Raw genomic sequence first — 3,459 nt, forward strand, 5'->3', positions numbered from 1 at the left:
TTACTATATTTGTCCGGTTCTAAAACCCACTTAAAAGACTATACTATAATAAGCGGCTGCTTAATTAAGTTGGCAATGGAATATCCAGATGATTTTTGTATTAATTTCATGGGAACACTTAATGACCAAACGTCAATTTTTTCAAATTTAGGTGTAGAAACAAATTTCATTCCATTTGTTAGCTTTGAAGAAATGATACATGAAATAGGTCGTAATGATTTAGTGCTAGTGCCTCTTGAAAATACCGTTTTTAATAATGCGAAATCAAATATAAAATTTGTTGAAGCGGCATCGCAAGGAGTTCCTGTCATTGCTTCCGAAGTTGATGAATATAAATCAGCTATAAACTCTGGTGTTAATGGTTGGTTATGCCAAAATGAACATCAATGGTATGAAAGTCTCAAAGACATAATTCTCAACAAAGAAAAACTTGAAAAAGCAGGTATAAAAGCCTATGAAACTGCACTGCGGAGTTTTAGCGTATGAGTAATACATTAGAAGCAAAAATCTCAACACCTTGCAAAAAAAAACATATGGATGAAGTATTATATCTTCCAGCTAATAAGTCGCATTTCCAAATATCCCTCATACTTGCTGAATCAAGTTGTTACACTAGTTACATTTATGTAAATGGACATGAAACGATAGCAAGGGAATATATTAACAGCAATCCTTCAAGTAAAATCAAGTTTTTCCTCACAGAAAATTCAGTTGCTGACTTTTTGCCAATGTTTACTAAAGTGATTGTTTTCTTTGGCAGTGTTACACAAATTGCAATGAGTTCTTTGAAAAAGATCATTTTGGCTTGTTTAAAAACTAGAACTCAATTATATGAAGTGCCACATGGGTTATTTCAATCTGGTCAAAACCTTATTGATAATTCAATTTTTATTGATACGAACTCATATTACGATGGAATTGGACAAAACCTTCCATCGTTGACTAACTTCAAATTATCATGGTCAGGTGAAGACGGATTTGGCTATCCTAGAACAGCATTGAAAGATAATTATCCACCTCGCGTTTTACCTGTTTTTACTCTAGTTACATCTAATACCAACTGGTTTTTATACTCATTGTCAGATAAAAGAAGGTTTTATAAGGAATTATTTGAATACGTTGAAGCCCATGATGAGGAACTCTTTATTTGGTGCCCTCACCCAGCAGAACTAATGCCCAATACATTCAGTCTTGCCGCAATGGATTTCAAGCCAAATAATCTTTTACTCTATGGATTGCATAACGACATTTATTTTCATGGACTGGAAGGGACTGATGATTTAATTCCATATTGTGATTATGCAATCTCCACTGTAACAACTTGCTTACTTGATTATGAGATCCACTCAAAAAAAGTAAATGTTTTTAACTGTGCCGGTGTAAAAAATCTAATTTCTGAATTCAAAGAAGTCTCCTCATTTTATACTGCTGAGGAAATTAGTAAGAATCCAAAAATTATAGAGAGCGGTATGTTAAAAGATTTCGACCCTGTACAATTCGATAAACTAATTGGCCAAAATGTAAGCGAGGATAGCTATACTAATTATAATTACCTTTCTGCTTTCATATAATCGAAAAGACCGCATTGCGGTCTTTTTTTCGCAAAAAATAACAAAAAACTAGGTTGACTTAGTTGACAGTTAAATCTTAGGTAAGATCTATGACTTTACAATGTAATTTTTAATTCATAAAAAGGATAATAAAATGATATTTCTTAAAAACCTTAGTGCTTCTTCAGCTTCAGCGCAATCAAAATGAGACAAGACTCATTAGTAAAAAAATCTCCAAAAAAATACTCTGCAAATTTATTATCGGCATTCCTATCCTGTTTTTATTCTAATGTTACACAGTGAGATTTCTCTCTGACTTGAAAAAAAATGGGCTGCACGACGGTAATGATGTGTATTAAGCGCGCCTTGAAAAATATTATTTGACTACGCTAATAAACTTTAGAAATAGAAGTTAATTCCCTTATAGATGAAGCGTTAAGCATCCTTAAGCCATAAGTCAACAAAGTGCATTAATAACATTCAAGGCCATAAATACACTATTTTAAGAATACAAATGAACAACATCACTATATTAATTCTCATGGATGCTTCATACGGTATGACTAAATATTACGATATCAACGACAATCTTAGACAGTTCCTTTCTTGTCAGGCGTGGCCTTATATAATAAAACGTGCCGGGATTATTATCCGTAAGCAAATATAACCTTTCTTTAGATGGGATATGCTAAAGCGCAGATAGTGTATAAGTCATGAGCATTTAGGATCAATGTAAATGACGAAGCACAAGATAACCTCCTTAACAAAAATCCGAACGTGTTTGCCCTACCCATATATCACACCAAAGCGACCTGACTTATTTTATACTTATTAATTAGTTAGCTTAAATAAAGCTGCATATTCATAATTTAATTTAGCATGATAGCAGAGATATCTTGTACTACATACGTGCTTCGCTAAAGTGGCCGTATAATATTTTGTATTCGTATAAGCAATTTAACCGCTTAAACTTGCATATTTATAATGCGGTGTTAGGAAAAACAGAGCGAGCGAAGATCACATCGAAAGCCCGCGCCAGCAGAGCATTTCCGCAATCACTTGCCAGCGTTGTAGCGAAGAGATGGTAAAGATTGCGGCAATTTTTTGTCACATGTATGCCCCACAGATTTTTGTGGTCAGATGGTCGGGCGATACTCGTCGTCATCTTCCAAAATCGTCGCAGTCACTTTGCCCAGAACGATAACGCCCTCCAGCCCTTCTCCGTCGATCGTTTCGCCGTCCTAAGTTATCAGTCCGGAAGGAAACATTTTGCCCACCATGGGATAACCATCGTATTGAAAAGCCACCTCATCGCCTGGCTTCATCTGTGCGGCGCGGTCGACGATGACAAACCGGCTGGCGTCTAAACTCGGAACGCGCTGACCATTTCATATTCGCGTTGCATCAAACTGCCCTGCAAAATTACTGTATATAAACACAGAAATAATGAGAGCGGTTTTCTGCAAGTCGCCATGGGGGTTTTGTCTTGCGGTGCGTGAAAGGCTAGGCTTTGGGTAACCATCCCGCAGCCCGCTCATATGGGCGCGGTACGCCTCTGAGCCGTCGCCGGTCAAACTTTATTGTATGTACGAATGCAGGCCGCATCTTGTAGTTTTTCGTCATCAGTAATCCTTTGCTGGCAAACACTGTATGGCTGCACAGTATTATCGGTCAGTGGATTTAATCAAGCCGATTGTGGATAGTTTTTACGAATGGATCAGTGTGGAAAGAGTTTTAGTTGATCGGAGACCTATAGGGCTGACTGCTTAGGTGATAATCACAATAAATACGTCTTTTTTTACTTATTCGTGGCTTAGATCAGATTGTAAAGATCTTTACACTATGTGTATAATATATTGTAAATTCTAAACTCGTCTTTTGATTGGTAATAATTATGCTATTTAGCTCT

2 protein-coding genes are annotated in these 3,459 nt (G+C 36.3%); both read left to right on the top strand.

The features are described from left to right. A partial coding sequence (locus B2J69_RS23400) for a glycosyltransferase (protein ID WP_236722781.1) occupies positions 1 to 486 on the top strand: 486 nt, incomplete at its 5' end. After that, the gene (locus B2J69_RS24005; protein ID WP_143806337.1) at positions 483 to 1,571 is read left to right on the top strand and encodes a hypothetical protein; all 1,089 of its coding nucleotides are present in this window, start codon (positions 483 to 485) and stop codon (positions 1,569 to 1,571) included. The genes B2J69_RS23400 and B2J69_RS24005, both read left to right, overlap by 4 nt. Positions 1,572 to 3,459 lie beyond the last annotated feature (1,888 nt).

The organism is Pantoea latae, assembly GCF_002077695.1.
Lineage (GTDB): Bacteria > Pseudomonadota > Gammaproteobacteria > Enterobacterales > Enterobacteriaceae > Pantoea > Pantoea latae.